This is a genomic window from Pseudoalteromonas sp. PS1M3 (assembly GCF_016865405.1).
GTDB lineage: Bacteria > Pseudomonadota > Gammaproteobacteria > Enterobacterales > Alteromonadaceae > Pseudoalteromonas > Pseudoalteromonas marina.
The window spans coordinates 226,862-251,048 of record NZ_AP022625.1; the positions used below are offsets into that span (position 1 = coordinate 226,862).

At 40.5% G+C, this 24,187-nt stretch carries 26 protein-coding genes; 8 read left to right on the forward strand and 18 right to left on the reverse strand.

Annotated elements, in window-relative coordinates:
- Positions 1–36: 36 nt before the first annotated feature.
- Positions 37–423 carry a DUF1294 domain-containing protein gene (locus PS1M3_RS17765; protein WP_138739528.1) on the forward strand — a complete coding sequence of 129 codons (387 nt, stop codon included), beginning with the start codon at positions 37–39 and terminating at the stop codon, positions 421–423.
- Positions 424–480: 57 nt separating this feature from the next.
- On the opposite strand, the gene PS1M3_RS20090 is transcribed toward PS1M3_RS17765, so the two are convergent.
- The 6 genes from PS1M3_RS20090 to soxR form a co-directional block, all read right to left on the reverse strand.
- On the reverse strand, positions 481–654 hold the full coding sequence (locus PS1M3_RS20090; RefSeq protein ID WP_239104516.1) for a rhomboid family intramembrane serine protease: 174 nt from the start codon (positions 652–654) through the stop codon (positions 481–483).
- Positions 617–1,441 (reverse strand): rhomboid family intramembrane serine protease, encoded by an 825-nt coding sequence (locus tag PS1M3_RS17770; protein ID WP_239104517.1) that lies wholly within the window; start codon positions 1,439–1,441, stop codon positions 617–619. The genes PS1M3_RS20090 and PS1M3_RS17770 overlap by 38 nt, the downstream gene beginning before the upstream one ends.
- Positions 1,438–1,566, reverse strand: a complete 129-nt coding sequence (locus PS1M3_RS20095) for a zf-TFIIB domain-containing protein (RefSeq protein WP_239104518.1) — start codon at positions 1,564–1,566, stop codon at positions 1,438–1,440. Before PS1M3_RS20095 ends, PS1M3_RS17770 begins: the two co-directional genes overlap by 4 nt.
- A complete protein-coding gene (locus tag PS1M3_RS17775; protein WP_203987885.1) occupies positions 1,556–2,197 on the reverse strand; it encodes a hypothetical protein in 642 nt (213 codons plus the stop codon). The genes PS1M3_RS20095 and PS1M3_RS17775 overlap by 11 nt, the downstream gene beginning before the upstream one ends.
- A gap of 79 nt (positions 2,198–2,276) precedes the next feature.
- Positions 2,277–3,038, reverse strand: a complete 762-nt coding sequence (locus tag PS1M3_RS17780) for an IS5 family transposase (RefSeq protein WP_024600859.1) — start codon at positions 3,036–3,038, stop codon at positions 2,277–2,279.
- Between the two features lie 118 nt (positions 3,039–3,156).
- Entirely contained in the window at positions 3,157–3,618 is a 462-nt protein-coding gene (gene soxR, locus PS1M3_RS17785; protein WP_058429932.1) for a redox-sensitive transcriptional activator SoxR, read from the reverse strand.
- Between the two features lie 78 nt (positions 3,619–3,696).
- Here soxR and PS1M3_RS17790 point away from each other — a divergent pair, with 78 nt between their 5' ends.
- The 6 genes from PS1M3_RS17790 to PS1M3_RS17815 all read left to right on the forward strand — a co-directional run bounded on the left by PS1M3_RS17790 (position 3,697) and on the right by PS1M3_RS17815 (position 8,602).
- Positions 3,697–4,170: a flavodoxin family protein gene (locus tag PS1M3_RS17790; RefSeq protein WP_039037509.1), complete on the forward strand. Its 474-nt coding sequence runs from the start codon at positions 3,697–3,699 to the stop codon at positions 4,168–4,170.
- 66 nt (positions 4,171–4,236) lie between these two features.
- Positions 4,237–4,746, forward strand: coding sequence for a DsrE family protein (locus tag PS1M3_RS17795; RefSeq protein ID WP_138739529.1), 510 nt, complete (start codon positions 4,237–4,239; stop codon positions 4,744–4,746).
- Positions 4,746–5,366: an SGNH/GDSL hydrolase family protein gene (locus tag PS1M3_RS17800; RefSeq protein ID WP_138739530.1), complete on the forward strand. Its 621-nt coding sequence runs from the start codon at positions 4,746–4,748 to the stop codon at positions 5,364–5,366. The genes PS1M3_RS17795 and PS1M3_RS17800 overlap by 1 nt, the downstream gene beginning before the upstream one ends.
- A gap of 130 nt (positions 5,367–5,496) precedes the next feature.
- Positions 5,497–7,053, forward strand: coding sequence for an EAL domain-containing protein (locus PS1M3_RS17805; RefSeq protein WP_138739531.1), 1,557 nt, complete (start codon positions 5,497–5,499; stop codon positions 7,051–7,053).
- 67 nt (positions 7,054–7,120) lie between these two features.
- Positions 7,121–7,639, forward strand: a complete 519-nt coding sequence (locus PS1M3_RS17810) for a hypothetical protein (protein ID WP_006792596.1) — start codon at positions 7,121–7,123, stop codon at positions 7,637–7,639.
- A gap of 273 nt (positions 7,640–7,912) precedes the next feature.
- Positions 7,913–8,602, forward strand: a complete 690-nt coding sequence (locus PS1M3_RS17815) for a helix-turn-helix transcriptional regulator (protein ID WP_203987889.1) — start codon at positions 7,913–7,915, stop codon at positions 8,600–8,602.
- 80 nt (positions 8,603–8,682) lie between these two features.
- Here the strand turns inward: PS1M3_RS17815 and PS1M3_RS17820 are convergent, their stop codons facing one another.
- The 4 genes from PS1M3_RS17820 to PS1M3_RS17835 are packed head-to-tail and all read right to left on the reverse strand — an operon-like array spanning position 8,683 to position 11,812.
- Positions 8,683–9,456 (reverse strand): CsgG/HfaB family protein, encoded by a 774-nt coding sequence (locus PS1M3_RS17820; RefSeq protein ID WP_010556873.1) that lies wholly within the window; start codon positions 9,454–9,456, stop codon positions 8,683–8,685.
- The gene (locus PS1M3_RS17825) at positions 9,456–9,881 is read right to left on the reverse strand and encodes a curli assembly protein CsgF (protein WP_006792599.1); all 426 of its coding nucleotides are present in this window, start codon (positions 9,879–9,881) and stop codon (positions 9,456–9,458) included. Before PS1M3_RS17825 ends, PS1M3_RS17820 begins: the two co-directional genes overlap by 1 nt.
- A complete protein-coding gene (locus PS1M3_RS17830) occupies positions 9,871–10,266 on the reverse strand; it encodes a curli production assembly/transport protein CsgE (protein ID WP_006792600.1) in 396 nt (131 codons plus the stop codon). Before PS1M3_RS17830 ends, PS1M3_RS17825 begins: the two co-directional genes overlap by 11 nt.
- A gap of 43 nt (positions 10,267–10,309) precedes the next feature.
- Positions 10,310–11,812, reverse strand: a complete 1,503-nt coding sequence (locus PS1M3_RS17835; protein ID WP_203987892.1) for a curlin — start codon at positions 11,810–11,812, stop codon at positions 10,310–10,312.
- A 508-nt stretch (positions 11,813–12,320) separates the two neighbouring features.
- Between PS1M3_RS17835 and PS1M3_RS17840 the strand changes: the two genes are divergently transcribed.
- The gene (locus PS1M3_RS17840) at positions 12,321–14,822 is read left to right on the forward strand and encodes a S8 family serine peptidase (protein ID WP_203987895.1); all 2,502 of its coding nucleotides are present in this window, start codon (positions 12,321–12,323) and stop codon (positions 14,820–14,822) included.
- Between the two features lie 85 nt (positions 14,823–14,907).
- On the opposite strand, the gene puuE is transcribed toward PS1M3_RS17840, so the two are convergent.
- From puuE to xdhA, 8 genes are read right to left on the reverse strand one after another with little or no spacing between them, the layout of a single operon-like run.
- Complete coding sequence (puuE, locus tag PS1M3_RS17845; RefSeq protein ID WP_203987898.1) at positions 14,908–15,840, reverse strand: allantoinase PuuE; 933 nt, start codon at positions 15,838–15,840, stop codon at positions 14,908–14,910.
- A 1-nt stretch (position 15,841) separates the two neighbouring features.
- Positions 15,842–17,053 (reverse strand): urate hydroxylase PuuD, encoded by a 1,212-nt coding sequence (locus PS1M3_RS17850; protein WP_203987901.1) that lies wholly within the window; start codon positions 17,051–17,053, stop codon positions 15,842–15,844.
- 4 nt (positions 17,054–17,057) lie between these two features.
- Entirely contained in the window at positions 17,058–18,422 is a 1,365-nt protein-coding gene (gene guaD, locus PS1M3_RS17855) for a guanine deaminase (protein ID WP_203987904.1), read from the reverse strand.
- 2 nt (positions 18,423–18,424) lie between these two features.
- On the reverse strand, positions 18,425–18,775 hold the full coding sequence (gene uraH / locus PS1M3_RS17860) for a hydroxyisourate hydrolase (protein ID WP_239104519.1): 351 nt from the start codon (positions 18,773–18,775) through the stop codon (positions 18,425–18,427).
- Complete coding sequence (gene uraD / locus PS1M3_RS17865) at positions 18,772–19,272, reverse strand: 2-oxo-4-hydroxy-4-carboxy-5-ureidoimidazoline decarboxylase (protein ID WP_203987907.1); 501 nt, start codon at positions 19,270–19,272, stop codon at positions 18,772–18,774. Before uraD ends, uraH begins: the two co-directional genes overlap by 4 nt.
- Positions 19,269–20,159, reverse strand: coding sequence for a xanthine dehydrogenase accessory protein XdhC (gene xdhC, locus PS1M3_RS17870; protein ID WP_203987909.1), 891 nt, complete (start codon positions 20,157–20,159; stop codon positions 19,269–19,271). Before xdhC ends, uraD begins: the two co-directional genes overlap by 4 nt.
- Positions 20,152–22,491 carry a xanthine dehydrogenase molybdopterin binding subunit gene (gene xdhB / locus PS1M3_RS17875; protein ID WP_203987912.1) on the reverse strand — a complete coding sequence of 780 codons (2,340 nt, stop codon included), beginning with the start codon at positions 22,489–22,491 and terminating at the stop codon, positions 20,152–20,154. The genes xdhC and xdhB overlap by 8 nt, the downstream gene beginning before the upstream one ends.
- Positions 22,478–23,986: a xanthine dehydrogenase small subunit gene (gene xdhA, locus PS1M3_RS17880; protein WP_203987916.1), complete on the reverse strand. Its 1,509-nt coding sequence runs from the start codon at positions 23,984–23,986 to the stop codon at positions 22,478–22,480. Before xdhA ends, xdhB begins: the two co-directional genes overlap by 14 nt.
- Positions 23,987–24,187 lie beyond the last annotated feature (201 nt).

Here is a 24,187-nt window from a genome sequence, read left to right on the forward strand (position 1 = left end):
TTTGAATTGATACAGACCAGTATAGGCGATAATTACTTGATAAAGAAAATCTTAATAGTTCTATCCTTACTTTTTATATCCATAGTATGGTTTGTACATTTTCAGTGGGGCGTAACTATTTTGGCGCCTACTTATATAACTGCTATTAGTGCCATAACATTTATTATGTATGCGTGGGATAAACACAAAGCTAAGCAGTCGGTAAATAAAAAAGTGACTCGTACGAGCGAGCGAACTCTTCATTTATTAGCACTATGTGGGGGCTGGCCAGGGGCGTTAATTGCTCAGCAATTGTTGCGTCATAAATCACAAAAAAAGCGTTTTATAACGGTACTTTGGGTGTGCATTTTATTAAATATAGTTTTATATTTTTTTGCTTTAGAGTTTTTTGGGTATTTGGAAATAGCTAAGGCAAGCTTTTAAAAAAACGACCCCACTGAAAAACAACTAAATCAGTGGGGCGATGATTGAATCACAACATTATCGTTTTAACTGTGCTTCGCTTTGGTTAAGTAATCTAATAATAGGGTTTTGTTCTAATATTTTATTTTTTAAAAAATAGCCAATCAATAACCCGGCAATAAAGCCCCCAATATGTGCGCCATAATCAATGCCATCAGGGCCGCTTAACGCACCAGATATATTTATAATCAACCAAATTGCAAAAAAACCAAGCAGCAGACAGTTTTTTCTGGTAAATAATAATCATAAAAGTGAGGCTGGCATGCCTAAACCACATTAAGTACATACCAAATAAGCCCGCAATTGCACCACTTGCACCTACGCTAGGTATTGCTGATGTTGGGCTAACAAGGTAACTAGAGAGAGAAGCTATTAGCCCACACACTAAATACCAGATTAAAAAGCGCTTGTGTCCTAAAACATCTTCTAAGTTGTCACCTACCACATATAAAAAATACATATTCCCTAGCAAATGCATTATTGAGCCATGCAAAAACATACAAGTGAGTAGTGTCCATACTTTATTGCCTTCACTTATATCTGACGGTGTCATGGCAAAAAACTCAATGGCGAAGCCAAATGCTTCACTATTGAAAAAGTATAAAGCAAAAATTAATGTGTTGAGTGCTACTAAACTGAAAGTGACCCATGCTTTTCGCTGAGGTTTTATATTATATTCAACAGGCATTTGAGTTAAAAATTGAAAAAAATACGTTTTCCAGCTTGTTCTTTGATTTAGCTCGTTTAGAAAAGCTTTTAATTCTGGACTTTTTTTAACGCTTTCAAGCTCATCTTTATCAATCCAGGTACCATCACAATGCCTACAAATATCAATTTCGGTATGAAAATCTTCTAGAAGATGAAAACGTTCCAAGCTTTTATTGCAATCAGGACAGTCGAGTTCTGAAATACCTAATGAATCACCAAAGCTGGTTTCAAATTTCTCACCGACAGGACCATCGTTGATTTCGTCAATCATGCGATTAACTTCATTTTTTCAAACCAAAGGCCACCACATTCAAGGCAGATGTCTATTTCTTCACCTTGGTAGTTTGTAGCTTCTAAAGCGTGTGTTTTACAATGTGGGCAGTGTTTAGTTGGCATTTTTTAGCTCCTTTAGCGATCCAACAGAAATATCATTTTGTTTTAATTCCATTTTTAACTGTTCCGCATTTTGTTTTAATGCGGGTAAAGTTTCATCTTTTATTAAATGAGTAATTTTTTTTAGTTCAATTGCGGCTTGTTTAGCTGACATTTTCCTTGATATTGCTGCATTGATTACAAAGTCTGCTCTAGAATAAAACCGACGAATTTTAGTTAAAAACTCACTGGGTGTTTCAAGTGTAGTACGTGAAAACTGCATTGTTTTCCATATGTACTTCTCTAAAGTAGGTTTAAAAAATTCCATTTCAGATTTTGGTGGGCTTTTTGCTAAGCGCTCTGCATATTCCGTAACGGCATTTACGTTATCGTTAACTTCATCAAATAAAGAAGTACGTAGATAATAGTTATCTTCCATTTTACTAAAAGAATCAAATTTTAAAGCTTGTTCTAAACCACTTTGAGCGGCTAAATACACGCCAAATATGGTAGAGATAACCATAAAAAGTTGATTTAACCAAAAGCCTGTGCTCTTTAGCTCTTTGTTATCAACTGTTTTAAGTGCTTGAGCTAGTTTTTGAGTGGCCGCAGGGTTTTTGGGCTCACTTTGAGATGACGGAGTTGTGGGGTTCACTGCAAAATCCTTTTTTTACTTCCTTTGAAGCGAAATATATTCATGTCACTAGGGGCTGTTGATCTTTGTAGTACATATATCAATCAGCCCACATTGGTAGCCACATCATAGTAAATGCTAAAGCGAGCATTGAATGATAATTTCGTTCAAGCTTTTCATACCGCGTGGCTATCCCTCTATATTGCTTAATACGGCCAAATGCATTCTCAACCAAGTGCCGATATTTATACATGCACCAGTCAATATCTTCATTGCCTACTAAACTGTTGCCCTTACGTGGAATAACGGGTGTAGCGTTATTATCACGAACAAACGCTCTCAGTTTTTCACTGTCGTAGCCTTTATCTGCGACAACCATATTACTTGTTGGGCAATTAGCTACGAGTGACTCTGCATGGACGATATCATGCGTATTTCCACAGGATAATTCATAATAAACAGGCAACCCTCCGCTATCGACTGCAAGATGAATTTTCGTAGAATTTCCACCTCGGCTCTTTCCAATTGATTCATTGTCAGCAGTTCTTGCACCGCAACTATGTTGATGAGCCCTGACAATACTGCCATCAATGAAGACCCAATCCATGTCCGCATCACGAGATAATGCGCGAAACAGTTCATTCAAAATCCCTTTTTTGGACCATAAATTAAACCGTCTGTAGATAGCACTCCAACGGCCAAAATCAGAAGGTAAATCTCGCCATGGAATACCTGTGCGCATCTTATACAGTATGCCTTCGAGCGTTTTTCTATGGTCGGGCTTATTATAAATTCGACCACTTAAGTACATTACTTTTGATAAGACATTCCATGTCCCGTCTGTTAGCATTAATCTTGGCATGTAGGTTCGGTGTAAAGTTTTCTGGCGAATTCAATTATACCTTATCTTCATGCTGTTTGTTTTTCATACCACAAAGATCAACACGCCCTAGTTTTTTTCACTAATCACATTGCTTGATTTAACCACTTTTTAACAACACTGCTCCACTTTGCTCACTCCCTAAATGATCGTCTTTATTATAAATAGGGCAGCTTTTAAGTGATAAACACCCACAGCCAATACATCCATCTACGCGGTCGCGTATGCGTTGCATATACGCTATGCGTTCATCTAATTGAGCTTGCCAGCGTTTTGAAAGCGCAGACCAATCTTTTTTAGTGGGCGTGCGGTTATCGGGGAGTGAGGCAAGTGTTTGTTTTATATCGTCTAGCGAAATGCCCATGGCTTGTGCTGCTTTTATAACGGCCACTCGGCGAAGTACGTCGGGTTTGTAGCGGCGTTGATTGCCGCTGTTTCGCCAGCTTTTTATTAAATGTTTAGTTTCGTAAAAGTGTAATGTAGACACTTTTACACCACTTCTTTTTGCTACGTAACCTACTGTTAAAGTGGCGTCGATCAGCTTTTTTTGCTCAGCAGACATTAATTTTATTCCATGTATTGACCTCAATATAACTTGAGGTTTTAAGCTCCCTTCAACATTAAAAAAGGAGCTGGAAAAATGCAACAAAAACTTAGTCGTAACACCGTTATTATTTATTCATCGGCACGAAAAAATGGTAACACAGCCGCACATGTTAAAAGTTTTGCTGAGCAAAATGAGCTGCATGTTGTGTGTTTAGATGAATTTAAAATACCGCCTTACAGTTACAGTAAAAAATATACTGATGATGAATTTTTCTCGCTTTTTGAATCACTTTTAAATTACGACCATTGGGTATTTGCTTCGCCAGTGTATTGGTATAGCACCACAACACAAATGAAAACATTCATAGACAGAATTACCGATTACATGGATGACGAACATTTAAAACCAAAGTTGCGTTTACTGCGCAGTAAAGATTTTTCGTTGCTGTCTAATGCGTCGTCGAGTGAGGCGCCAGATGCTTTTGTTGCGATGTTTAAAAACACATTTAGTTATTTAGGCATGCGTTTTTTAACGCATCACCATAAAAGTTCGCACACTTTATCGTGAATAACTGCCTTTTGTACAAAGCATCTGGTACTTTATTTATACACTAAAAAAGCCAAAGGATTGTTTATGAAATATTTACTATTACTTTTGTTGTTAAGCCCATTATCTTTCGCTAATGAGCAACCTATTAACGGTTTTGGTTATTACTATAAAGTACCAGAGCATGCAGCGATTAATGATTCGACTCAATTTAAAATAGCGTTTGATGTGGCCGATGGCGCTAAAAAAGGCGAGCAAAATAATGCGATGAACTCACTTGCCCGCTTTATAAATATGCATGTTGCACATGGCATTAAACCAGAGAACATTAAGTTAGCATTAGTTGTACATGGTGGTGCAAGTGTAGATGTGCTATCGAACGATGAATATAAAAAACGCTTTAACGTTGATAATAAAAACGCGAGCTTAATAAAACAATTATTGGCAAATAACACGCAGGTATTTGTTTGCGGGCAGTCGGCTACTCACTTTAAAGTAACGCCTAAACAGCTTATACAAGGCGTTACCATGTCTTTATCTGCTATGACCGCGCATGCTCAACTTCAGCAGCAAGGTTACACTTTGAATCCATTTTAATGAAAAAATCTATTTTATGTTTTGGTGACTCAAATACGTGGGGGTTAAACCCCGCAACGGGAAAGCGTTTTGAGGAAAAAGTAAGGTGGCCGTCGGTATTAGCAGAAAGGCTAGGTGACCAATTTGCTATTATAGAAGCAGGGCAGCCTAATCGTACGCTTGTGAATAATCCACCATTTAATGGGGACTTATCGGGGGTAAGTTATTTAAAACCGCTTTTAGAAGCGCACTCTTTGACTGCTATAGTGATAGCCCTTGGTACTAACGATTTAAAAAAGCGCTTTAAATTAACGCCTGAGCAAATAGGGAACGGTTTGGCTAATTTAATAGACGGTATTGAAGGGTTTTACGATGGGAATAAACAACCCAAGCTCATAATATTGAGCCCACCCTATGTTAGTTGTGTAGGGCAATATAAACATGTTTACGAGGGCGCACCGAGTAAAAACCTAGCTTTGAGTAAAGAGTTTGAAAATGTAGCGTGTATTAAAAATGCCAACTTTTATGATTTACAAAAAATCGTTTCTGTTTCACCCATTGATGGGGTACATATAGAAGCCAATAGCCATGCTAAAATAGCGGGTTTAGTGTGTAATTTAATAAATGAAGTTGATGCTTAATTAACGCTAACGCTTAAATTATAAGTACGCTATTTACTATGAATATTGTGAGCTTATTTGCATTTAAGGCTGATTATGCAATGATGGAGAACACACTGATAGTGAATGCTTTATAGGCAATAAGGACATAATGAAAAAATACCAACAAAAGTCATTAATTGCAGTTTTAACCGGTGTTTTGGTTTTTGTGGTAGGTAGCCTCGTTTTACTGTATTTTGCAGGGCAAAAATTAGCGGCTGCAATACATAAAGATGCAAAGCAAATTGTTAACCACATAGACGCAGCTGTAAGCGAGCGACGCCAAATTCTTTTTCCTTTAAATGCATTAAACTTCTCTGAGTGTAGCGACGAAAACTTACTTGAAATGCGACGTGCACTTTTTGATGCCAAGTATGTTGTAGATATTGGCTTTTTTAAAAATAATCAGCTTGTTTGTACCACAGGTTCGGGTGTACTAAAAAACCCAATAAACGATAGAACCCCCGACTATATTCGTAACAATCTTGAAAGTAAAAACGACAATAACATCAGAGTTCGGTTTGAGCCTAAGTTAAAAATTTTACTTTTTGAAGAACGAATAATGCAGGTCGTGATAGTTAGGCAGGGTAACTATAATTTAATTATGGATACTGCAGCCATTAGTCGCAGTAACATTGCAGCACCGTACTGGGAAATAACGTATAAAACAGGTTCTGATTCATTTCATTTGGCAGGTAAAAGCGGCTTGAGTAAAGAGCTTGCAAACCACAAACAAATACCGTTTGAAACCGCACTTATGTGCAGCGATAAAAATACTGGATATTGCGTTGCGGTTAGAACGCCATGGAGTGAGTTTTTCGCTGACAATCAATTTTTGCTGATTATTTCTCTTATATTAACCTGCCTAACGGGTGTGTCGAGCGCGCTAATAGTGGATTATCAAATTGCCGCTCGTCGCTCTACTAATAATAGAGTGCGTAAAGGCTTAACAAAGGGCTCATTTTATTGGACTTACCAACCTATTATTTGTTTGCACACAGGTAAAGTAATTGGTTGTGAGGTGCTAGCTCGCTTTGAAGACAAATACGGGCCACTTTACCCCGATGAGTTTATTCCGGTGATACGAAAAAATAATTTAACGTGGTCGTTTACTCAAGCAATGGTAGCGAAAGTACTTAAAGAGCTTACAGAGTTGGACGATTTACCAACGGGTTTTAAGGTGTCTATTAATATATTTCCTTGCGATGTAGAGCTTGGAAATGTATCGCTGTTGACACAAGAACCTGCACTTATTAATTCACGCTTTATTATTTGCCTAGAAATAACCGAAGACGAGTACCTCGATACTAGCATTGCACATGCTCATTTTAGAACGCTGGTTGATTCTGGATTTAATTTGTCGCTGGATGATTTTGGTACTGGCTATTCTAATTTAAGAAATTTACAAAATTTAAGTTTCCACCAGTTAAAAATAGACCGAACTTTTGTACAAGATATAGCCACGCAAGGTTTAAAGGCGTCTATGATCCCTAATATAATGGAGTTAGTGCGTAAGTTTAATTACACCTGTGTAGCTGAAGGAATAGAAACAACTGAGCAAGAAGCTATGTTAAAAAGCGCGGGTGTACATTATGGGCAAGGTTGGAAATACGGCCGGCCAATGAAGGTCGATAAATTTAAACGGTATATAGCACAGCAAACGCTTTAAAAAAGATCGACGATCTTTTTTAAAGCGTATAAGCAGTTAAATTTATTATAAAAACAGGCTAATTAGAATGATTAGATCAATATTTACAATGCTTTTGTTACTCTTAATAACTGGCTGCGCATCGCAATACCCTAATCAGCAAGTTGTCGGAAAGCAATTTCCAACGATTACTGGCGAAAGCTTAGAGAAGAAAGAATTTGTTATTCCGAGTGATTTTAACACTGAAAAAACCTTGCTGCTTATAGGCTATAAACAAGATAGCCAGTTTGATATTGATCGCTGGTTAATCGGTTTAGATATGGCAGGTGTAACACTCCCTACCTATGAGTTACCTACCATTGCCGGCATGGCACCGCGAATGTTTAGCACGTTTATTGATAATGGTATGCGCAAAGGGATTCCTAAAGAGTTATGGGGTGGTGTTATTACTATTTATAAAGACGGTGAAGCGGTGCAAAAGTTTACTGGTAACCAAAGTCCTAACAATTCGCGCGTTATTCTTATAGATAGCACAGGGAAAATATTATATTTTTACGACCGTGGTTTCTCCGTTGATGCGCTCAATAAATTAAAGGCAAAAATATAACGTTTTAAAGTGTGGTCGTTATTTATGGAAAATTTAAATAACGGCTCAGTATAATTTTTCAGTACTGAGTATTGAGATAAAGCTAATAGGTAATGCTCAACAGATCAGAGCAGTATAATATATGAGGTATAGTATAAATTAATTTTTAAGCTATTGTTATTTATATGTATTATTTTTTCGCTGCTTTTTTCTCTTTATTCTTAATACTAAAATCGCATTGTAAACCTCGGATATTTTAGTTAATCTAGTATCAAAGTTTCAAGGATGAAATCTATGCTAAAACCGCACACCGTATTTGTTAAAACCACCTTTCAATCTTCTTTTCACTGTGAAAGTTACACAATTATATTAAAAACTATGCAGGCTATTTTTGGTGATATAAAAATGGATGATGCATTGCCTAAACCTGACACGCGCGACAAGTTTGATTTATATTTAATTGATGGTGCTAAAAATAACTGGCTTGATTTATTACCTGCTGATTTACTTTGTTTAGCAAAAAAGCATAAGGTTGTTTTATTTAATGTTGAGCAAGAGGCTGTTTGCGAAAAAAACTTACTATTAAATCATGTTAATGGTGTTTTTTATAAATCGGATGCGCCAGAAGTTATTTTTAAGGGGTTAGTTAGGGTCACATCCGATGAACTGTGGTTTACCCGAAAAGTAATTTCTAAAGCATTTAGTGATATTTTATTAGTTGCTTCTTCTTTTAACTCTTTAAAAGACGATATTACTTTAAAGCAAGACGATTATGCTCACCTGACCAAACGCGAAAAGTCGGTTATTCATTTAATTGCTCAAGGCGCGAGTAATAATACGATCGCGGATAAACTTAATATAAGTGATCACACCGTAAAAACTCATTTGTATAGTGCCTTCAAAAAAACAAATTCACGAAATAGAATAGAGCTTGCAAACTGGGCCCAGCGTTATGTAGCGGTATTATTACCTATGAGTAAGTAGCTTATTGCGGCTAAATAACAACATAAACCACATAAAAAAGGCTACGTAATGTAGCCTTTTTAGTTTTTTTAAATAAAATATTAAGCTGCTTTTTGAGCCCATAAGCCTTTATCAATGCCCTTTGTAACTAGGTCGGTCAGTGCTTTTTCTATTGCTTGAGTAACACATATACTCATGGGTTCGTTGTCGCTAAAGCCACCTTCGGCTTCGGCAAGGCGCTTGTAGCTTACATATCTAAAAAAGCCTGCTCTCATTTCTTGGCTTAGTACTTTTTTGCTGGTGGCAACGCTCAATAGCACTTGGCCTGTTCGTACGTCTACGGCGCGTAAATATATTGAAATAGCATCTTCTCTATAAAGCTCAGAGGCGCCAATACCAAAGTATTCCATCCCTAAACCACCGGTTTTTACGTTGGTATCGTAGCTAATAATACCGCCTTCTAAAATTATTTTAGCGGTGGTTAATGGAGGAAGTTCAACACTGTTTGGGTTTTCTGATTGGGCTGCCCGAATAATTTTTCTTTCCGTTAATATATTTTGCAGACCTTCTCGTTCAACCGGTGTAAACCAGTCTGATTCATGAAGCGCTTGTACTAAAATAGAATTAGCGCCTTGTGTTACGGCAGTAGAAAAAGAGCTTACATTTGTTTGGGGTTTGTATTGACCTGTTTGATCTCTAAATGAGTAAACTGAAACCGGTATACTGCCTGCTGGCTTTGGTAAGTTTTTTAGATCGCTGAATATTTCTGTTGGCTCAAGGCTCATTGCATTTTGTTGTGACGGTGGAATTAATTTGCCTAATGTTGAGCAACCGCTTAGCAGTAATAGTATTGCTACTGTTATTATTTTTTTCATTATCCAAACCTCGGTACTTCAATAATCACGACGGTGTCATCAATAATATTTGTTATTTTGACTGTAATGGTATCAGCGGTGCTGGTGATGACTTCAATTTGATAATCGCCACTCATAAAAATTGAGTCTTGGTCAAAAATACTGTCTTCTATATCTTCCCCAAAGGCCATGTCTGTTATTTCACGTACCATACGGTTTAAATAAGTACGTTCAAGTGAGTCCTGAAATTGTTCAGCATAGCCTTTTTCGATTGAAGGCGCTTTATGCTTATTTTGGGCTTGTGCTTTACTCAATAGCATATTGGCATTAAGTGGGTTACCGCCAAAACTTGGGTTTATTGGGGTATAAACCATTTCAGTTGCTGATGCGCAAAAGGATAATGTTGTTATTATTGTAAATATTATTTTTTTCATTTTACCATCCATTTAAAGCCATATCTTTAGAAGATGTAGCCATGTTTGAGCGAGCCATTGCATCAATCACCGTATAGACCGCTTGTTCAACGCGTGCATCTAATGGCTCTAATCTGCGCCCTAAATAGGTTGCATATATAGTTTGATTGTTCATCACTAAGGTAAGCTTTGTTCCAGCTTTAGGTATTACTGTTTCTTTGATTTCAATGTTAAAACCAGCCGTTGAAGGTAAGTCTCGCCAGTAATTTGAAAATTCATAGTAAAATTGATGCCCAAATCGGCTAATGCTTCTATCAAGTAACAGCCCATCAATTTCAAGTTCATCTGCAGCAACACCTGGAGGGGCCAAATACAAAGCGAGTAAGAGCAGGAGAGTGATTTTTTTATTTATTTTCATAGTTTAAAATAGGGGAGTTGAAGCTCCCCTTCATTGTTATTAATTACATTTGTGTAATTGTGGCTGTATTACCGTCGCCAATTTGAGTAACCGTTACAGTACTATTAACACCAATAACACCACCCTCAACAATGTTGTCATTGCCAAGTTGAGTTACATTGAATGTAACGTTTTCACCACCTACTAAAAACGGTGATTGCTCAGTACCAACAACCCAGTTATTTTCACCTTCTTGAGAAATATCTATGCTGTGGCCACTGCCTTCTACCATCATATCGATAAGGTTAAAGTCGCCATTTTGCGCAATATCAATTTGGTTAAAGTTACTATCAAGAATACCTGCAAGTGTAACCATGGTTTCATTTTGCAAGCCATCTTGTGTAATTTCGATGTCGTTTTCATTAGATGTAAGTGAAACGTCAGGGTAAGATGATTCAACAACGGCGATGTTTTCTTCACCAAGTTGGGTAAGGTTTACATCATTTCCTAGGCCATTAAAGTTTACTAAATGAGCTGAGTTAACATCGCCAAATTGGCTAATTGTAAATTCATTATCTGAGCCTAATACGCCCATGTATGCTTCATTTTCGCTACCATTTTGAATGGCTGTAAGCTCGTTGTCGTTACCAATTAACTCAGCAGTTGTTGTATTAAAGTCACCATTTTGCATCGCCATTACTTCGTTGTTTTCGCCTTCAAATAAAGCTGAATCAACATTATTAGCTAAGCCTTCTTGGTCTATACCTACTTCGTTATCATTACCTACAATAGCTGTGAAATTAACGGTGTTGTCTGCACCTTCTTGCTCAACACCAAACTCATTATTGTCACCGTAAAGATCTGTAAGTGTTACAGCATTTTGGTCGCCAACTTGCTCAATGTCTAACTCGTTATCGTTACCTTGTAGCGAGGTCACTCTGAACGTATTATAAAAGCCATCTTGCTCTACCATTACTGCATTATCGTCGCCTGTAGCGCTTGTAATTACAGCTTCATGCCATTCACCAGTTTGTAATGCGCTTAGCTCATTGCCACTGCCTTGCATGTCCATGTTGTAAAACCAATGACCACCTGTACCTTGTTCAATATCAACAATGTTGTCATCACCCACAATAGAGTTAATTGCTTCATTGTTAAAAAATAAACCTTCGCCCTCTTGTGAAACATAAAGCTGATTATTGTTGCCGGTGACTGTAGTTAAAGCACCATTGTACAAACCGTCCTGAGAGTATATTTGTACGTTGTTATCGCCAACGGTGGTTACTTCTACAAAGTTACCTGTTTGGAATTGCGATACCTCGGTCGTATTGTCATTACCAATGGTGGTAACCTGCATTGCATTGCCATCACCATCTTGCAGCAGTAATGCTGTGTTACCTACTTGGGTTTGCGCAAGTACCATTGAATTGCTCGTGCTTTGCACAGACACTTTTGTGCTTAAATCAGATACTGAGCCAGATTTAGTTGCTGTATCTGCAAAGGTAGAGAAGCTTGTGCCCATTGCAATTGCCACTGCACAGCTTAAAAGTGATTTATTTAACTTCATTATTTTCTCCTTGAAATAAAAATACCGAATGCCCTACGTTATTTTGTTTATATAGAGTATTCGCGTTTCCAGCATGCCGTGCCGGTATAAAGTTGTGATCTAAATGTTATTCAATGTTGTGTTGCGTTTTTTAAGTGCACATTCACTGTATTCTTGAATTGTTAATTCTTAAATCATCTTTTTTTACCAATTTTTTTATTGTTTTAATACAATTGGTTATGGTGCTTATATTTTTATTTTCACTGTTTTATTAAAAAACCAGTAAAAATTGTTGATCTATTTAAGTGTCCGATTATAAGAATTTGGCTCATAAAAAAGACTGCTTTTAGTGTTTTTTTAGCTGCGCCACTGGTCAAAAATGTTGATTTTTTATTGTTTCCAATTTAAAGACTTGAGTAATTTTTGATTTGTTAGTTTGCTGGGTACATGCCATGTGATCTTTCTTATTCAATGTTGTCAGTAAACTTGCTTAAAATTTTTTTAAGCTTAATCAACTATGGATAGAACAATGAAAACAAAATTATCTATTATTACACTAGCGCTTGTTCCTTGTTTAGCTGCTGCGCAACTACCGGAAACAAGTATTAAACAATCAGTTACTGCAAGCAGTGATTCGCTCATTGTTAAATATAAAAAAAATGTGTCAGCTAAAATGCGTAAGCAAGCTCGGTCGTTAGTAAGGGCCAAAATCTCTGACATGAACAGCGATGAGGTTGATGATAACTATAAGTCTTTACTTTCAGGCCGCTTAGCTAAATTTAAAGTAACGGGTATGAGTACTAAAGAGGCGATTAAACGCCTTAAAACTCATCAGGCTATTGAGTATGTTGAGCCAGACTATCGTGTAAGCATTGCCACTACGCCAAATGATCCGCGTTTTGGTGACTTGTGGGGTTTAAATAACGATGGTCAAACTGGCGGTGTAGCTGACGCCGATATTGATGCACCTGAAGCATGGTCAATTTCTACGGGTAGTAGGGATGTGGTTGTTGGTGTAATTGATACCGGTGTTGATTATAGTCATCCCGATCTTGTAGCTAATGCTTGGGTTAACCCTGGTGAGATAGCTGGCGATGGAATTGATAACGACGGTAACGGTTATGTTGATGATGTTTATGGCATCAATGCAATTACTAACTCAGGCGACCCGATGGACGACCAAGGGCATGGTACGCATGTTTCAGGAACCATTGGTGCAAGTGGCAACAATAACGAAGGCATTGTGGGTGTAAACCATGATGTATCTATCGCTGGTTGTAAATTTTTAGATGCTTCAGGTAGTGGTTCAACGTCTGATGCCATTAAATGTATTGACTACATGGTTGGTCTTAAAAACTCAGGTGTTAACTTACGCGTTTTAAATAATAGCTGGGGCGGAGGCGGTTATAGCCAAGCTTTAGCCGATGCGATAACGGCCAGTGAAGATGCAGACATTTTATTTGTAGCTGCTGCAGGGAATGACGCAGTAGATAACGATGTAAACCCGCACTACCCATCTAACTACGAAAACGACAGCGTGCTATCGATCGCAAGTACCGATAGCAGTGATAACATGTCTGGTTTTTCGCAGTGGGGCCTAGAAAGTGTTGATATGGGCGCGCCGGGTAGCGCTATTCTTTCAACTATTCCAGGTGGCGGTTACGCTACTTATTCTGGCACTTCAATGGCAACACCACATGTTGCAGGTGTGGCTGCTCTTGTTCTTTCAGTAAACCCAGATTTAACAACAGTAGAGTTAAAAGAGCTGCTAATGAGCAGCGGCGATGCCAATACTGCTTTAACGGGTAAAACTGTTGCAGGTACGCGTTTAAATGCAAACCAGGCATTATTAGATGCCGATCCTACACCTGGTTTTAAGCTATCGGTTACTCCTAGTACTCAGCAAGCAACCGTTGGCGATACAGTTACCTACACGTTTGAGATTGGTTCGATTGCGCAGTGGGATGGCGATGTAGCGCTTTCTCTTAGCGCTGGTTTAGAGGGGGCAACATTAAGTGCTTCTACGGCACGCCCAGATGATGAGGTTGTTTTAACTGTAAATACGTTTGATGACACGCCTTGGGGTAATTATGATTTTACGGTTGAGGCAAGTACAGATCAGCAGTTAAAAACACAAACTGTGTCATTAATGCTACAGCCTGCAGGCTTAAACGATTTTACATATAGCAGTGATGATAACGTATCTATTCCAGATAACGATCCACAAGGTGCAAGCTCTGTAATTACTGTTGCTGATGATTTAACTATTTTTGGCACTTCTGCCGATGTAAACATTACTCACACGTGGTCTGGTGACTTGGTATTAACGTTAACATCGGCTCAAGGTTCTGAAGTTACGTTACAAAGTAATCAAGGTGGTAGTGACGATGATATTGTTAAAACATTCACATCAGGCGCCTTCAACAGTGAAGTTGCAACTGGTGATTGGACGTTACACGTTGTAGATACAGCGGGTGCTGATGTTGGTAACATCAATGGTTGGTCTCTTACATTTAGTGCGATTGGAGAAGTTACTCCACAGCCACCACAAGCGAGCTTTGACACTGAAATAGAAGGCTTAACGGCCATGTTTACAGATGCAAGTACTGATGCCAACAACGATATTACACAGTGGAGCTGGAACTTTGGTGATGGGGCAACATCGTCTGATCAAAATCCAACTCATGTGTACGCAGGCTCTGGCAGCTACAACGTTGAATTAACCGTAACAGACAGCGAAGGTAATACTAGCACGTCAATGCAAACGGTTGTTGTCAGCGATGTAGATATTGAGCTTACATTAAAACGCGCTAATAAATCACGCTTGGGTACTATGCGTGTAGATCTTAGCTGGGGCACAGTAGGAGCTGAATCGATGAACGTTTACCGTAATGGTGAGCTAATTGATACTACGTCGGATAATGGCCGCTACCGTGATTACGAGCGTGGTGCTTCACTTTCTAGCTACGATTACCAATTATGTGTTTCTGAAAACGTTTGTTCTAACATCGTAACAGTCACATTTAATTAAGTAATAACCCCTTAGAGTAACCAAAGCCCAGCTATGCTGGGCTTTTTTGTTTTACAATGCCATTATTTTAGAAGCGCCGTCATAATTATAATTGTTTGTATGGATGGGTTTTAAGCCAATGCTCCGCAATTTGCTCGCGCGTGGCAAACCATACCTGCTCATGCGAGCGGGCATATTTTAAAAAACGTGCGAGGGCTTTAATGCGCCCAGGGCGGCCAATTAAGCGACAATGCAGCCCTATCGACATCATTTTTGGGGCGTTTTCACCTTGTGGATCGCCTTCTTCATAAAGCGTGTCGAATGCATCTTTTAAATAATTATAAAATTGATCGCCGGCATTAAAGCCTTGCACTGCAGCAAAGCGCATGTCGTTTACATCAAGGGTGTAAGGCACTATTAACTGTGGTTTACCTTCTTTAATACTGTAAAAGGGTAAATCGTCGCTGTAATCGTCAGCGTCATATAAAAACGAGCCATGCTCTACCACAAGGGCAGCAGTATTTGGGCTTGTGCGCCCGGTGTACCAGCCTGTAGGCTTTTTACCGGTAAGCGTTTGAATGATCTCAATGGCTTTTTGCATATGCTCGCGCTCGGTTTGCTTATCTATATGTTGATAATTAATCCAACGCAGGCCATGGCTTGCTATTTCGTGCCCTGCATCAACAAAAGCTTTAGCTACATCGGGATGGCGCTCAAGGGCCATTGCCACAGCAAAAATGGTGACCGGTATATCGTATTTTTTAAAGAGTTTAAGTAAACGCCATACCCCCGCGCGCGAGCCATATTCGTAAATAGACTCCATGCTTATATGGCGGTCTTCTACATGTGGGGCACTGACTATTTCGGATAAAAATGTTTCGGCCGCTGAATCACCATGTAATACACAGTTTTCGCCGCCTTCTTCGTAATTTAATACCACTTGTACAGCAATGCGGGCTTTATTGGGCCAATTTGCATGGGGCACCTGTGAGCCATAACCAATTAAATCGCGCGGGTAGTGTTTAAATTGCTCGCTCATGTTATTGCTCCTTTTTAAGCGCTGTGAGCCAAGAGCCTAGCGTTTCGCGTTCAGCATCAGTCATTTTGGTCATATTAGCCAATGGCATGTCTTTGGTTATAACCGCGCGGGTATGAATAAGCGTGCTGGCTTTTTTTACATCATTGATAGAGTCGAGCTTAAAGCCAAGTGGCGCTGTTTGAAAAAGCTTTGATGTAGGTGTTTCACTGTGGCACTGTGTACAGTGCTTGCTGATTATATCCCACGCTTGAGTGTCGGTAATGCTTGCTTGTAAGGGTGCGTTTTCGCCTGTATTTGTTGGGCTGCTAGGCCAAGGCGCTATGGCAAGCATTAAGGCAAAAAAGGCGGCAATACCACTTATAAGTACCGAGGGTTTATTTACGCCTTGGTGCTTTAAGTTAAAGTAATGGCGTATCCACATGCCAATGCCAAATAACGTAATTAATATAAGCCAGCCAAAACTGTGGCTGTAGGTATAAGGAAAGTGGTTGCTCAGCATAATAAATACCACTGGTAACGTGGCGTAGTTATTATGAATAGAGCACAGCTTTGCTTTTAAACCCGGTGCGGAATCAGGAATACGGCCAGCTTCTACCTCGCTTACCATGTAGCGCTGCCCTGGCATAATAATGTGATACACATTGCCAACCATACACGTGCCAATAAGCGCACCTACATGAATATAAACCGCACGGTCACTAAATAGCTGGTCAACCCCGTAAGTCCAAAGGGCCAATAGGCCAATAACCACAGCAATAAACGCTTTGCCGTTTTCAACAAGTGGGGTTTTACACAACAAACGATAAACACCATAACCTAAGCCAATAAAGCCAAGCGATGCGCCAATAGCGGCAAATTTACTGAGCTCACTTTTACTGTTATCGATTAGGTAAACATCGGCGCCAACATAATAAAGTAGGCTAAATAATAAAATACCCGTGATCCACGTTGTGTAGGCTTCCCATTTAAACCAGTGCAGGGTGTGTGGCATTTCTTCAGGGCCATTTTGATACTTAGCCACTTCGTAAAAGCCACCGCCATGCACGGCCCATAAATCGCCTTTTATGCCTTTGTCTTGTTTCCACTGAGGCGGGGTTTGTAAGTTATTATCAAGCCACGCAAAATAAAACGACGCCCCAATCCACGCAATGCCTGCAATGACATGAAAATAACGAAGCACTAAATGAACAAGCTCAAATAAATAGTTTTCCATTAGGTTAAGCCTCTTCTAACTGCGGTGTGTGGGTGGCTATAAACTGTTTTTTATCATCGCGCTTATACACGCTTTTACCCATAATGTAGGTTTGCTCAATACAGCGATCATCGCCTAGCATCATCATGGCAAAAAGTTGCTCGTGTAGGGTTTTTGCGTGGCCAATTCTGAACTTTAAAAACGAGGTGGCTGCGTAATCTATTACTATAAAGTCGGCTTCACAACCGATTGCAAAATTACCTATGGTGCCTTCTAAATCCAGCGCCCGTGCGCCGCCAAGCGTTGCTAAGTATAGGCCCTTAAAAGCTGAGAATTTTTGACCTTGAAGCTGCTGAATTTTGTACGCTTCATTACCGGTTTGTAGCATAGAAAAACTTGTGCCTGCGCCAACATCGGTGCCCATACCTACGTTAATACCGTGCTCTTCACAGGCTTTTAAATTTAATAAGCCCGATCCTAAAAATAAGTTAGAAGTAGGGCAATGAGATATAGCTGCGTTGTTATCGGCAAGGCAGCAAAGTTCACGTTCAGATAAATGAATACTATGAGCAAATACCGAACGTTTACGCACCATTTTAGCTTGCTCGTAAACACTTAAGTAGTCACCAGCCTCTGGGAATAACCCTTTTACCCATTCACACTCGTCTTTGTTTTCAGATAAGTGCGTATGTAGGTAAGTGTCGGGGTATTCTTCTAATAATTGAGCGCATTTTTGTAGTTGCTCAGGGGTTGATGTAGGCGCAAAACGTGGCGTTACCGCATAGCTTAACCTATCAACATTGTGCCATTTTTCTATGAGTGCTTTTGATTGATCGTAACTGGTTTGCGCACAATCTGATAAATCGTCAGGGCAATTACGGTCCATCATTACCTTACCGGCAATCATGCGTAAATTACGTTTTTGAGACTCGTTAAAAAATGCATCAACCGATTGTGGATGCACCGTGCCAAATACTAATGCGGTGGTGGTGCCGTTACGTAATAACTCATCTAAAAAGCGGTTTGAAACCTCACTTGAGTACACTTCACTGGCAAACTTCTTTTCGGTTGGGAAGGCATATTCGGTAAGCCAGCTTAAAAGCTGCTCGCCATACGCGCCGACCATTTCGGTTTGCGGCAAATGTATGTGTGTGTCTATCATGCCGGGCATTACCAATTTGCCATCGTGGCGAATAATAGTGGTTGATTTATCTAAGCTTGGCAGTATGTCTTGCTCGTAACCAAGGTTAACGACTTTGCCGTTTTGAATAACTAACGCGCCTTTTTCAAAATAGCGATGGGCGGTGTCGCCGGCTATGGCCGGGTCGTCAACAAAGTCGAGTAGGTTGGCACAAATTACGGTTAATTTATTATTGTTTTGCGTGCTCATTGTTAGCTACCTCTGTACGTTGAGTAGCCAAATGGGCTAAGCAATAACGGAATATGATGATGTTTTTGATCTTGTAATCTAAAGGTTATTTGCGCTTCTGGGTAAAACGCTGGGGTAGGCTGGTTTTCATAGTAACTATCTAAATCAAATACCAACTTATAGGTTGCAAATTCTACGTCTGTGTTGAGCCAGTCGGTAATACGCCCGTCGCTATTTGTGTTACCTTGGGCAATTAATTCCCACTCGTTATTAGCGTATACAAACAATTGTACAGCTACATTTTCAGCCGGTTTACCTGTGCTGGTATCTAAAATATGGGTAGTGATAGGGCTTTTGTTCATACTTTTATTCATATCAGGGATTCCAATCTTATTTTTGTTATTTTTGCTTGTTCGCCTGCGGCTATATAAAGCTCTGTGCTGCGGGTGTTGTGTATACGCTGCTCAATAAGTTCAAGCATTTGCTCAGCACTTTTACCGCTGGCACACACAATAAATATAAAGCCAAATTTACTGAGGTATTGTTTATTCAGCGCAATCATTTTTTTTAGGGTTTGCTCGTTTGCTTTGCTCATACCCGATTGTTCGTGCCCCGCTTTTTGCGCTGTAGCGGCGTACTTTTTACTTAATGTTGATAAATCGCCAATTTGTGGGTGGCCTTCAAAAGCGGCTAAATAATCGCTCTCACCCAGGTTATCCCATACGGTTTGCGCGCTGTGAAAGAGGTGATCTTTATTTTCAAATGGCATGATATTTAGCATACCGCTTACCCAGTTAGGAGCGGCGCAGCAGTGCTCTAAGGCTTGATGCGCTTGAGCTGTATTTAGGTCGTTAATTTTTAAGCTACTCATGCGTTTTCTTCCTCGTGCGTGGTGCTAATTAAGGCATTTTTAAGTGCACGCCATTGCAGGCCTTGGCGTTTGGGTGGATGGGTTTGCATAGCTTGATAAAGGCCAATTAATTGCCCGCTAATTGAAATAGCCACTTCCATAGGGAGCTTGCCCGTTATATTTTCAAGCCCAACAGGGCAGGTCATTTGCTTTATTTGCTCGGTGGTAAAATCGCGATGAGCTAAGCGTTGTTTAAAGCGTTTTGCTTTGGTATCTGAGCCAATAACGCCAAGCCAATTGGCATCAGCGCGTTTAATAATGGCTTGTGTGAGTGCAAAATCGAGCTGGTGGTTATGGGTTAATATTAAGTAATTATTAGCTTTGGGCGCGCGTTTTACTTGCTCTGTTGGCTCTTCATCAACCACTTTTACTACGTTATTAGGAATGTTCTGTGGGAATACATCGGCGCGGCTATCTATCCAACGTATACGCATAGGCAGCTGTGCCAATATACCAATAAGCGTTTGTGCTACATGGCCTGCGCCATAAATATCAAGCGTAAAGCGCTCACTTTGCATGCACTCAAGCATTACTGTGGCAGCTCCGCCGCAACATTGGCCTAAATTTGCGCCTAGGTTAAATTGCTCTATCACTTGAGCGGCCTCGCCTTTGGCAAGTAGCTCACGTGCTTTTTCTATTACTACGTATTCAAGATGACCACCGCCAAGGGTGTCGTAAATATGCTCGCCGCTTATTACCATTTTAGAGCCTGTGCCCCGTGGGGTTGAGCCATTAGTTCCAAGCACTGTCGCAATAACATAGTTAGTGCCGCTTTGTTCGTGCTCGTTTATAGCTTGTGCCCAATTTTGCGTATGAAAACCCTGAAACGACTCATTTAAATTAGCCATGTTGCTGCTCCTTAAACCAGCTAGCGGTTTGCTCAATTGCATTTAATACACGTTCAGGTGTAGCAGGCGTATCAAGTGGGGCGGTGTATTTGTAATCAGCCACACTGCTTATGGCGTTACGAATCGCACTCCACACACTAAAGGCCAACATAAACGGCGGCTCGCCAACTGCTTTTGATCTAAAAACGGTGGTTTCTGGGTTGGCCGAGTTATATAAATTGACGTTAAATTCGGCTGGGGTATCGCCAATTGCAGGAATTTTATAGTTAGCAGGGCCAAAGCTGGCAAGCTGGCCTTTATCATTCCATTGTAAGTCTTCGGTGGTGAGCCAGCCCATACCTTGCACAAAAGCCCCTTCAATTTGGCCTATATCAAGTGCAGGGTTTATTGAACTGCCCACATCGTGCAGTATATCCACGCGGGTTACGGTGTTTTCGCCTGTTAGCGTATCGATTTCTACTTCACTCAGTGCTACGCCGTGCGCGTAGTAAAAAAATGGCCGACCTTCGCCTTTCGCTCTATCGTAATGAATTTTAGGGGTGGCGTAATAACCGGTTGATGAAAGCGATATACGATTCATGTAAGCAAGGTTTGCAAGTTCGCTAAAGCTAATTTCGCCTTTACTAAAGGTAATAAGGTTATCTTTAAATACAATACTTTGGCTGTCTACTTCAAAGTGCTCGCTGATAAAGTTAATTAAGCGCTCTTTTATAGTATTTACCGCGTTTAGCGCCGCCATGCCGTTTAAGTCAGTCCCGCTTGATGCGGCGGTTGGCGAGGTGTTTGGTACTTTGTCGGTACGGGTCGCGCTTATGCTTACTGCGTCAAAATCAACGCCAAACCCATGGGCGACAATTTGCGCTATTTTAGTGTTTAATCCTTGGCCCATTTCGGTGCCGCCATGGTTTAAATGAATTGATCCATCGCTATATACATGCACTAACGCACCCGCTTGGTTTAAGTGCTGTACGGTAAACGATATACCGTATTTAACCGGCGTCATCGCAAGGCCTTTTTTTATAATAGGGGATGATGCGTTAAAGGCTTTAATCGCCTTTTTTCGCGCCCAGTAATCACCCGACTCTTCCAGCTGGGTTATCATATCTTTTAAAATATGCTGCTCTACTGTTTGATGGTACGGCGTGGTGTCGCGGCCTTTTTTGTATAAATTAAGTTTTCGGATCTCAAGCGGATCTTTACCCAATTTAGCGGCTATATCGTCCATTATCAGCTCGCCCATGATCATGCCTTGCGGGCCACCAAATCCTCTAAACGCGGTGTGGCTTACGGTATTAACTTTACAGCGATTCCCTTTAATGGTGGCAGCTGGATAGTAATACGCGTTATCGGCATGAAACATTGCACGGTCTACAATGGCATCGGATAAGTCAGGCGAATAACCACAAAACCCATTTACAGTTACATCAGCGCCTTCAATTAGGCCATTTTCGTCAAACCCTACATGGTATTGGTTATAAAATGGGTGACGCTTACCGGTAAGTTTAAAGTCGTCGCTGCGCGCTAGGCGCATTTTAACGGCGCAGCCAAGGTGATAAACCGCAAGCGCTGCAAGGCAAGCCCACGGTGCGCCTTGGGTTTCCTTACCACCAAAAGCACCGCCCATACGGCGGGTTTCTACGTTAACAAAGTTAAATGGCTTTTTTAAAATTTTGGCAACTAAGTGCTGCACTTCTGTTGGATGCTGCGTAGAACATTGCACATGAATCCCGCCGTCGTTGTCGGGCTGAGCGAGTGCTATTTGCCCCTCAAGGTAAAAGTGTTCTTGCCCGCCTATGTGTATTTCACCTTTAAGTTGGTGGGCTGCTTTATTTATGGCTTGTTCGCTATTACCGCGGTTAAGTGAATGGGGCGGCCTTACCCAGTGCTCTTTTTTTATGGCTTCTTTAATATCAAGTATTGGGGTGGTTTGCTCGCATTCTATAACCACTAAGCGAGCAGCGCGGCGCGCCATTTCGTAGCTGTCGGCAACGACTACCAGCACAGGTTGCCCGTGGTATTGAATTTCGTGATTGGTTAATAGCACATCACCTGGGAATATTGGGCCAATATCAAGCTTACCGGGTACATCATCAGCCGATAAAATACGCTTAACACCTGCCACTTCAAGCGCTTTGCTTGTATCAATTGATTTAATAAAGCCGCTGGTAATGGGCGCAAGTACAGGGTAGGCGTGTAAGCAGCCATGAGGCTCTGGGTTATCGTCGGCGTAGTTTGCACTGCCACATACTTGTTTTATTGCACTTTCGTGGTACTTAGATTGGCCAACGCTTCCGCCTTGGGCTTTTAGTTTATCCATTTCAAAGTGACGCATGTGAGATCCTCGTAATGGCAATGTTGTTATTATTTTTATTACTACTAGGCTGTGCACCGCAAAACTCAATATCAATACGCTGTAGCAAGTTTTTGCTTACCGAAGTGCGATAATGTGCGCTGCTGCGTACATCGCTCATTGGGGAAAAGTCGTCACTTATAGCGGCTGCGGCATCTATAAACGTACTTACTTGTAAGGGCTGAGCATTAAGTTTTTGCTCTATGTGCGCGGCGCGTTTGGGTATTGCTGCCATACCGCCCATGGCGCAGCGGGCATTGCTAATTACGCCTTGCGTTTGCTCTATAGCCAGTACTAAACACACAGTAGATATGTCATCTTCAAAGCGTTTTGAAATTTTATGACACGCAAGCTTTAACGAGTCTGGGCGTTTTGGCACTGTAATTTTGCTAATTACTTCATCGCTATTAATGACTGTTTTTTTGTAATCAACAAAGTAGTCGGCCACGTTTATAGTGCGTGTGCCTGCTGCGCTTAATAAATCCATAGTGGCATTAAGTGCAATGAGTAAAGGAGCTGGGTCGCCAATTGGAGAGGCATTTCCTATGCTGCCACCTAAGGTGCCACTGTTACGTACTTGGTTAGAGCCTAGGCGTTCAAATAGCTCTTTAGACTCTGGGTAGTAATTGTAAAAAGTATATACAAACTGGCTGTAAGGGAGTGCTGCACCAATATGTAGCTCGCCGTTGTTATCGCTTAAAGTGCACAGCTCACAGGTTTGGCTAAGCGATATAATAATATCGGGCAACAGCATGTTTTGGCTAAGCTCAATGGCAAAATCGGTGCCACCAGCAACCAAGTGTGCATGCGGGTAAAGCGCTTTTAGTTCAACAAGCTGCTTAGCATTTTGTGGCAAGTAGAATTTGCAAGGGCCATTTTTTAAAAATGGAACATCGTCATCATGTTGCGTATTAAGTGAGGCTTTAAACTGAGCTGCCATGGCTGAGTAAGGCTCATTTTTACGCTCATAGCTGTAGGCTTTTTCTACCGCTAGTAAAATAGGGCTGTAGCCAGTACAACGGCACAAGTTGCCACCTAAAGCATGAATAGCGGCTTTTTTACCTGGGTAACTCGGGTTATTAATATAAAGCGCCAACATACTCATTATTATACCTGGGGTGCAAAAACCGCATTGCGAACCATGGCACTCTACTAATGCGCGTTGTACTGGGTGTAAGTCATCAAGGGCTGGGTAAAGCCCCGTTGTTACAGCCTCTACGGTTACTATGTGTTTTGCGTGTGCATTGCCTAATAAAAGCAGGCAGCTGTTCATAGTTTGGTAGTGCCAAACTGGGTTACCGTTTGAGTTTAGTTTTTCTTCGCCAACTAAAATTGTGCACGCGCCGCAATCGCCTGTAGCACACCCTTCTTTGGTGCCCATTTTCCCTTTTTTGGTGCGAAGCCAGTCCAAAATGGTGAGACTTGGCGAGCATTCTTGTTCTTCAATTGGCGTGTCATTTAATAGAAACTGAATCACACAGACCCCCTTAGCTTTTTAACACCCTGTTTTTAATAAGGTTTGTTGTTTGCTTTTTCGTATTGTTATTGCGCAAGTAAGAAAAAAGCTGTTTTATTATGATTAATACTTTGCAGTTAATATGCCATATCTGACCGATCGGTTAGCTTTTTTGTGTTTGGTTAATTTAACAAGCATTAAAAGCAAGGGGGTGTATTTATT